A 7,257-nucleotide genomic window follows, 5' to 3' on the forward strand; every position below is an offset into this window, starting at 1 on the left:
GATGATCGCCGGCAACCTGCCGGGCCGTACCCAGACCCTGTCGGTGGCGATCTACGCCGCGGTGCAGTCAGGCGACGACACCACGGCGGGCCTGATGGTCGCCGTGACCTCGGCGACCTGTGTTATCGCCTTGCTGCTAGCCGGCTGGCTGGCGCCAGATCACCTGCGGCGGTCGCGACCGTGAGCGTCGATATCGCGGTATGCAAGACGCTGCGCTCGGACGATCGTCACTTCGAGCTCGACGTGACGATCGTCTCGCAACACCGACGCGTCGTCCTGTTCGGTCCGTCGGGTTCCGGCAAGAGCCTGACCCTTCGCGCCGTGGCCGGCCTGCTCACGCCGGATTCGGGCCATGTACGCATCGACGGCCGCGTTCTCTACGACTCGGTTGCCCGGGTCGACCTGCCCACCCGGATGCGCGGCGTGGCCTACGTGTACCAGGACTACGCCCTTTTCCCACACCTCACGGTGGCCCAGAACATCGGGTTCGGACTGGACCGCGGTTGGCTGAACCCGCGACGCCGCCGGCGCGACGAGCGTGTTCATCACTGGATCGACAGCTTCGAACTCGGCAATGTCGCCGACAGCTACCCATCGCGTATCTCGGGTGGACAGCGGCAGCGTGTCGCCCTGGCGCGAGCTCTTGCAACCGAGCCAGGCATCGTCGTGCTCGACGAGCCGTTCGCGGCGCTCGATCCCGCGTTACGTGGCCGCATGCGCGCCGAACTGCTGGCCCTGCAGGCACGCCTCGATCTCCAGCTGATGGTGATTACCCATGACCCCGCCGATGTCGACGCCCTCGACGGTCACACGTTCGAAATCCGCGACGGCCGGGTGGTGCACGTGGGATGATGCCCGCCTTTCGTAAGTGACTACCCGGCGAGACAGGCGACCGCAGTGACGGCAGGGCATGACAAACAGGGCGGCAGGGTCTTCGCGACCCGCGCCATCAAGTACCTGCTCACCGCCGCCATCGTTGCTGGCGCGATCTTCCTGCTGCATCGCTATATCGCGCGGATGGCCTGGAACGACGTGCTTGCCGCCATCGAACGTATCCCACGTTGGCACGTCGGTGGCTCGATCCTGGCGACCCTGGTCAGCTGGGCCTGCCTGACAGCCTATGACGTGTTTGCCGTCGAGACCGTGGTTCCCGGCAAGGTGTCGATGCGGATGAAGATCTTCTCCGGCGTGACCACACATGCCGTCTGCAATGCGCTCGGCTTTCATGCGATCACCGGCACCGCCTTGCGCTATCGCATGCTTTCCACCCAGGGTGTCGGTGCACCCGATGTCGCACGTGTGGTCGGCCTGGTCGGCTTTGCGGTGGGTTTGGGATTCGCTGCCGTCACCGCCATCGCCATGATGCTGGAGCCGGCCATCGCCCATGGCTGGGGTCGGTGGCTCGGGCTGGCGTTGATCATCCTCTTTGTTCTCCTGCTTCGCTGGCTGGCCGGCAAGCACGACGAACTGAAGATCTGGAAATTCACCACGCCCGTGCCCTCGGTCCGTTCGGCCGGCGCGCAGATCGTCATCGGCGTAGTCGAAATGGTTGCCGCGATCACCGCGATGTACCTGTTGCTGCCGACCGACATCGCGGGAAACTTCCTCGACTTCGCGCCGATCTACGTCGGCGCCATCCTGGCCGGCATCGTCAGCAACACGCCCGGCGGTATTGGCGCCTTCGAGGCGATCACGCTTGCCGCCTTTCCGCAGGAGCAACGCGCGCAGGTGCTCGCCGCGTTGCTGGCCTACCGCGCGATCTATGGCCTGGGGCCCTTCGTGCTGGCGTCGCTCGCGCTTGGCGCCTATGAAGTGCGCCGGCGCACCAGGAAGGCCGCATGAAGTGCGTGCGTTGGGTCAGCCTCGCCGCTGCGGCCCTGCTGGCCGCGTGCGCCACGCCACACGCCCGTCGTACCGACGTGCTGTTCTGGAATCAACCGCAGCGTGAAGCGGCCTTCCGCGCGATGGAGACGCACTACGCCAGCAACGTCGTACGTCATGGCATCGCACACCCACTCCCTGCGGGCCTACCCATCCAGCCCCACTTCGTCGACGGCGATACGCTCGACACTTACATGGCGGCACATCACGTCGCCGGCATCATGGTCCTGCAGGACGGCCGCGTGCGCCTGGAACGCTACGGCCTCGGCGCCACACCGGAAACCCGCTGGACCTCATTCTCCGTGGCCAAGTCGTTCACCTCGACCCTGGTGGGCGCGGCGTTACGCGATGGCTCCCTTCACAGCCTCGACGACAAGGTCACCCGCTACATCCCCGAACTTGCCGCCGGCGCGTACCGCGACGTAACCGTGCGGCAGTTGCTGACGATGACGTCGGGGGTTCGCTGGAACGAGGATTACGTCGATCCCAGATCCGATGTCGCCATGATGTACGAAGGCGCGCGCCAACCCGGCGTGCCACTGCTCGTGTCCTACATGGCTGGGCTCCCGCGCGAGTTCGCACCGGGTGAGCGCTGGGTCTACAAGACCGGTGAGACCGACCTGATCGGCATCCTCGTCACCCGCGCCACCGGCAAGACACTGGCCGCGTATCTCTCCGAGAAAATCTGGAAGCCCTACGGCATGGCCTCGGATGCGCTCTGGCTGAAGGACGAGGTCGACGGTACCGAAGCGGGTGGCTCGGGCGTATCGGCAACGCTGGCGGACTACGCCCGCCTGGGGCAGTTCCTGCTCGACGGAGGGATCGCCGCCGGAAAGCCCGTGGTGGCGGAAGGCTGGATAGCCGACGCGACCCACAAGCACGCCGATTTCGGCGTGCCCGGCCGCGGCTACGGCTATCAGTGGTGGACGTACGATAACGGCGCCTTCGCGGGTATCGGTATCTTCGGGCAGCTGCTCTATGTCGATCCCGCCCGCCATCTGGTGATCGCGCAGTTGGCCGCATGGCCGGTGGCCACGAACGATGAACAGGCCAGGGCGCGCACCGCCTTCGTCGACGCCGTCATCGCCGGTCTCTACCGCTGAAAGTACGCCTCCGGGGGAATGGGCTTAAAATCCCTGGACCCTCCCCCGATACGTACGAAGGCCAGCCCCATGGCGCTTACCTGGAACGACCTCATCTGCACGCCGGACAAGGAAGCGATCGACGCGCTCGCCGACTCCTGGAACTGGCTCATCGGTGACGCCTTCACTCCGCTGCTTTTCACGGCACTCGGCGACATGTTTTTCGAAGCCGACGCCGGCGGCATATTCTGGCTGAACACAGGCACCGCTGAAGTCGAGCGCGTGGCGGACAACGTGCCCGAGTTCAACAACCTGCTTCGCGAAGAAGCTGCGGACGACTGGCTCCTTCCGGGACTCATCGAAGCCCTGCTCGAAGCAGGTAAGACCCGCGCGGAAGGCGAGTGCTACAGCTATGTCACGCTGCCGATCTTCGTGGAAGGCGAGTACACGGTCGAGAACCTGAATCCGGTCCCGGCGAAAGAACACTTCGAGCTCACCGGTTCCATCCTGCAACAGCTTGATGACCTGCCCGACGGCGCCAATGTCGATATCGAGGTCAAGCACTGAGACTCGTCAGTAGAGGAAAYCATCCTCACGCTGGTGACGAAGCGCGACGATGGTGACCCGGTTGCCGGTGATGTCGAAGAGTGCGACGTAACCCGTCGCACCGAACGATACGACGAGTTCACGCAGAAAGGGGTTGTCGGGCGAGGCCTTGCGACACGTGAAAGGAAATGATTCGAGCAACGCAGAGGCGCGGACAATCGCATCGAGCGCTCGGTCGGCCAACGTCGCGTCGAGCTCGTCGATGAAGTCCATGAGCCGACGAAGGTCCGTTAGCGCGGCATCGGTGTAACGGACCTCGTAGCTCATTATTTGCCTTTCGCTTTTCGGGACCGGGCCAATCGTTCGGCGATCTCCTTATGTACATCGGCGGCGGCGTGATAGACGCCGGTGCGTGCCGCTTCGTCTCGTGAGGCAATGCCGCGAGCGATGAATTCGCTCTGCATCCTGCGGCGATCGATGGCTTCGGACATGGCAGTTTCAACAAACGACGAAAGGGTTTCGTCATTGCGAAGCACGCTCTCGGCCTGTTCGCGGAATGCCGGCTCTACGCGGATGGATGGGATGGTGGCGGACTTCATGACGCCTCTCCTGCATTGCATTTGCGATGCAGCATAGCGTCTGCCGGCGGGCACTGCCAGCCCGGCCAGCTTCGGGCGTTCAGGTGCCGCTACATCCCACTTATTCGACGCATGCAGCCGCGCGCGCTTCCAGCAAAGTGCGCTCACGGTCGTTACGCGTCATGGCGGCGGCACGCAGGAATGCCTCGCGTGCCGCTGCGTAGCGACCGAGTCGAAACAGCAGGTCGCCCTGAACGCTGGGCAGGAGGTGGTAGTCCTTCATCGAAGGTTCGTCCACCAGTGTTTCGACGATATCCAGCGCGACCTCGGGTCCTTCGGCCATCGATACCGCCACGGCCCGGTTGAGTTCGACGACCGGCGAGGGCACGACCTCGACGAGTGCCGCGTAGAGCGCCGCAATGCGCGCCCAGTCGGTGTCCTCAGCGCGTGCCGCACGCGCGTGACAGGCGGTGATAGCGGCCTGAAGGGCGTAGGGCCCCTTCGCACCGTCCAGGCGCTCCGCCCGTTCAAGCGCCTTCAGTCCGAGGCCGATCAGCAAGCGATCCCAGCGACCGCGGTCCTGTTCCAGCAAGAGGATCGGTTCGCCGTCGGGACGCGTCCGTGCGCCGGCACGCGACGCGTGGATTTCCATCAGGGCGACCAGTCCGTGTACTTCGGCTTCGGCCGGCATCAGGCCGGCAAGGACGCGGCCCAGTCGCTGTGCCTCGGCGCACAGCGCCGGACGCATCCAGTCGCCGCCCGTCGTCGCCGCATAGCCTTCGTTGAATACGAGATAGACCACGCGAAGCACCGAGGCGAGGCGCTCCTTCAGCTCGTCCCCTCGGGGAACTTCGTAAGTCACCGATGCGTCGGCAAGGCTGCGCTTCGCGCGAACGATGCGCTGCGCGACGGTCGCTTCGGGAACCAGGAAGGCGCGTGCGATCTCGTCCGTGGTCAGGCCACCGAGCAGGCGCAGGGTGAGAGCGACCTGGGCCTCGATGGAGAGCACGGGATGGCAGGCCGTGAAGATCAGCCGCAGCATGTCATCGCCGATATCGTCGTCCAGGGCGTCGATCAGCGCGTCATCGGCCGATTCGAGCATGCCTTCCATGTCCTTGCCCAGGGCTTCCAGCTTGCGTCCGGCCATGCGTTCACGGCGAATGCGATCGATCGCGCGATGCTTTGCCGTCTGGGTCAGCCACGCACCCGGATTGTCGGGTACGCCGGCGGTGGGCCACTGCTCGAGGGCCACGACCAGGGCATCCTGGGCCAGTTCCTCGGCCAGCCCGACATCGCGAACCATCCGTGCGATGGTCGCGATCAATCGTGGCGATTCGATCTTCCAGATCGCGTCGATCGCGCGGTGAGCATCGCGGAGGGTCATGACGACGGATCAAACCACCCGTCGTCATGACGGGGCAAGCTGCGACGCCGCATCAGCTCAACGTGGCGAGCAGCTCCCGCATGGCATACAGCGGTCGGATTTCCAGGCGGGCGTCGTCGCCGTCGGGGAACGGATAGGTCTGCGTCCAGGCAATGACCTCGTCGAGTGAGGCCACGCGCAGTACCCAGAATCCTGCAACCATTTCCTTGATTTCGGCGAACGGCCCGTCCATCACGGTGGCATGTCCCTTGCTGAAACGAACCCGCTTCGCATGCCGGCTGGATGACAGGCCGAAGCCGGCGATGAGAAAACCAGCCTCGTGGCCGGCCTTGTTTGCTTCCATCATCTTACCGAGGACGTCCGGGCCCGGATCGAAGTCCGTTTCGCTACGCTCGTTGGCCTTGAGCATGACCATGTAGCGCGGCAGCTCCGAGTCGCCCTCGGCCGGGTCGCCGAAGCCGGACAGGCCGCCCGGGCAACCGAGGGGGCGTACTTCAACCTCGGCTGCGCCATGGGCGTCCTCGGCAGGCCACGCCGATACCCAGGCCACGGCCTGCTCCATCGAGTCGGCTTCGATGATGCTGAAACCAGCGACCAGCTCCTTCGTTTCGGCGAAGGGGCCGTCGACCATCACGGGTTTGCGGCCATCCGCGAAATGGATGCGCACCCCGTCGCGGCTGGGCTTGAGACCCTCTCCCGCGAGGAAGCGGCCATCCGCTGCAAGCGTGTCGAGATGCTCGGCCATGGCGTCGACCAGATCGCGGCTGGGTGACGCCCCGGCTTCGCTGTCGGTGTCGGCCTTACGTACGATCAGAAAGCGCATGGGCTGCTCCGCTCAAGGATTCGGATGTTTCTCGGCACCGTTGATCATCCAGCTGGTGCCGAACTTGTCGGTGAACATGCCGAAACGCTCGGCCCAGAACGTCTCGGCGATCGGCATATGAACGTTTCCGCCGGCGGACAAGGCGGCGAACACGCGGTCCGCGTCGGACGCCTGATCGAAGCCCAGGGCGATCGAGACACCATGCATCCCTGGGAACGGCATATGGGGCGGACAGTCCGAGGCCATCAACCACTGGTCACCGATCTGTAACCGGGCATGCATGACTTTCTCTTCGAAGTCTTTGGGCAAGGCGGGCTGCCCGGGCTGCGGCGGCATATCCTTGTATCGGCCCATCATGATGATCTTCGCGCCGAGCACCTTCGCATAAAACTCGAAGGCTTCCTCGCAGTTGCCGTTGAAACTGAGGTAGGGGGTAACGGTCATGGTGGTGTTCCTTCAGGAGGAGGGATCAGGACTTCGAGGCGACTTCCGCGTGCATGCGTTCCACCGTGGCGCGGGCTTCGGGTGTCAACGACTCTTCGCCGAAATCATCCATCTCGAACATGCGACGAATCTCAATCTCCGACTCGTCTCCTTCCATCGGGTTGGGGGCCCGTTTCATCCATTCGATGGCCTCGTCGAGTGAACGCGTCTGGATCAGCCAGTAACCGGCGACCAGTTCACGGGTCTCGGCAAAGGGGCCATCGGTGACATCCCGCCGGTCGCCGGCGAAGCGGATACGGGCGCCGTCGCTGCTCGGGCGCAGCCCATCGGCGGCGAGGAGCACGCCCGCCTTAACCAGTTCCTCGTTGAATTTGATCATCGCCGTCATCAATGCCTCGCTGGGCATCTCGCCGGCTTCCGACGCCTTCGTCGCCTTGAGGATCACCATGAAACGCATGTGCCTTCTCCGTTGCCATGGCCGGGTCGCTCCCGGCCTTCATGACTACGTCGATTGTGCCC

General features: G+C 64.6%; 10 protein-coding genes and 1 pseudogene. 5 read left to right on the forward strand and 6 right to left on the reverse strand.

The genetic code is table 11. The features are described 5' to 3' along the window. The 5 genes and pseudogenes from AC1DSN_RS15760 to AC1DSN_RS15780 all read left to right on the forward strand — a co-directional run. Positions 1 to 184, forward strand: a pseudogene (locus AC1DSN_RS15760) (molybdate ABC transporter permease subunit); the annotation flags it as partial. Further along, positions 181 to 852, forward strand: a complete 672-nt coding sequence (locus tag AC1DSN_RS15765) for an ABC transporter ATP-binding protein (RefSeq protein WP_477293268.1) — start codon at positions 181 to 183, stop codon at positions 850 to 852. The pseudogene AC1DSN_RS15760 and the gene AC1DSN_RS15765, both read left to right, overlap by 4 nt. A 45-nt stretch (positions 853 to 897) precedes the next feature. Beyond that, a complete protein-coding gene (locus AC1DSN_RS15770; protein ID WP_477293270.1) occupies positions 898 to 1,842 on the forward strand; it encodes a lysylphosphatidylglycerol synthase transmembrane domain-containing protein in 945 nt (314 codons plus the stop codon). Further along, a complete protein-coding gene (locus AC1DSN_RS15775) occupies positions 1,839 to 2,984 on the forward strand; it encodes a serine hydrolase domain-containing protein (protein WP_477293272.1) in 1,146 nt (381 codons plus the stop codon). Before AC1DSN_RS15770 ends, AC1DSN_RS15775 begins: the two co-directional genes overlap by 4 nt. A gap of 69 nt (positions 2,985 to 3,053) precedes the next feature. After that, entirely contained in the window at positions 3,054 to 3,530 is a 477-nt protein-coding gene (locus AC1DSN_RS15780) for a T6SS immunity protein Tdi1 domain-containing protein (RefSeq protein WP_063573661.1), read from the forward strand. Between the two features lie 6 nt (positions 3,531 to 3,536). On the opposite strand, the gene AC1DSN_RS15785 is transcribed toward AC1DSN_RS15780, so the two are convergent. From AC1DSN_RS15785 to AC1DSN_RS15810, 6 genes are all read right to left on the reverse strand, one after another. Continuing rightward, positions 3,537 to 3,836, reverse strand: coding sequence for a type II toxin-antitoxin system RelE/ParE family toxin (locus tag AC1DSN_RS15785; RefSeq protein ID WP_477331579.1), 300 nt, complete (start codon positions 3,834 to 3,836; stop codon positions 3,537 to 3,539). Beyond that, positions 3,836 to 4,108, reverse strand: a complete 273-nt coding sequence (locus tag AC1DSN_RS15790) for a YlcI/YnfO family protein (RefSeq protein ID WP_213948984.1) — start codon at positions 4,106 to 4,108, stop codon at positions 3,836 to 3,838. The genes AC1DSN_RS15785 and AC1DSN_RS15790 overlap by 1 nt, the downstream gene beginning before the upstream one ends. A 100-nt stretch (positions 4,109 to 4,208) precedes the next feature. Beyond that, on the reverse strand, positions 4,209 to 5,471 hold the full coding sequence (locus AC1DSN_RS15795; protein ID WP_477331581.1) for an RNA polymerase sigma factor: 1,263 nt from the start codon (positions 5,469 to 5,471) through the stop codon (positions 4,209 to 4,211). A 52-nt stretch (positions 5,472 to 5,523) separates the two neighbouring features. Continuing rightward, positions 5,524 to 6,294, reverse strand: coding sequence for a YciI family protein (locus tag AC1DSN_RS15800; protein WP_477293278.1), 771 nt, complete (start codon positions 6,292 to 6,294; stop codon positions 5,524 to 5,526). A 12-nt stretch (positions 6,295 to 6,306) separates the two neighbouring features. Then, positions 6,307 to 6,738, reverse strand: coding sequence for a VOC family protein (locus AC1DSN_RS15805; RefSeq protein WP_063572269.1), 432 nt, complete (start codon positions 6,736 to 6,738; stop codon positions 6,307 to 6,309). A 25-nt stretch (positions 6,739 to 6,763) separates the two neighbouring features. Further along, on the reverse strand, positions 6,764 to 7,195 hold the full coding sequence (locus AC1DSN_RS15810; protein ID WP_213948981.1) for a YciI family protein: 432 nt from the start codon (positions 7,193 to 7,195) through the stop codon (positions 6,764 to 6,766). Positions 7,196 to 7,257 lie beyond the last annotated feature (62 nt).

It is taken from the genome of Luteibacter sp. P4_D7_3, assembly GCF_056401735.1.

What these genes read in the sequence shown, in the direction of transcription:
- AC1DSN_RS15775 (WP_477293272.1), top strand. Translation starts at nt 1,839, where the DNA reads ATGAAGTGCGTGCGTTGGGTCAGCCTCGCCGCTGCGGCCCTGCTGGCC.
- AC1DSN_RS15780 (WP_063573661.1), top strand. Translation starts at nt 3,054, where the DNA reads ATGGCGCTTACCTGGAACGACCTCATCTGCACGCCGGACAAGGAAGCG.
- AC1DSN_RS15790 (WP_213948984.1), bottom strand. Translation starts at nt 4,108, where the DNA reads ATGAAGTCCGCCACCATCCCATCCATCCGCGTAGAGCCGGCATTCCGC.
- AC1DSN_RS15795 (WP_477331581.1), bottom strand. Translation starts at nt 5,471, where the DNA reads ATGACCCTCCGCGATGCTCACCGCGCGATCGACGCGATCTGGAAGATC.
- AC1DSN_RS15800 (WP_477293278.1), bottom strand. Translation starts at nt 6,294, where the DNA reads ATGCGCTTTCTGATCGTACGTAAGGCCGACACCGACAGCGAAGCCGGG.
- AC1DSN_RS15805 (WP_063572269.1), bottom strand. Translation starts at nt 6,738, where the DNA reads ATGACCGTTACCCCCTACCTCAGTTTCAACGGCAACTGCGAGGAAGCC.
- AC1DSN_RS15810 (WP_213948981.1), bottom strand. Translation starts at nt 7,195, where the DNA reads ATGCGTTTCATGGTGATCCTCAAGGCGACGAAGGCGTCGGAAGCCGGC.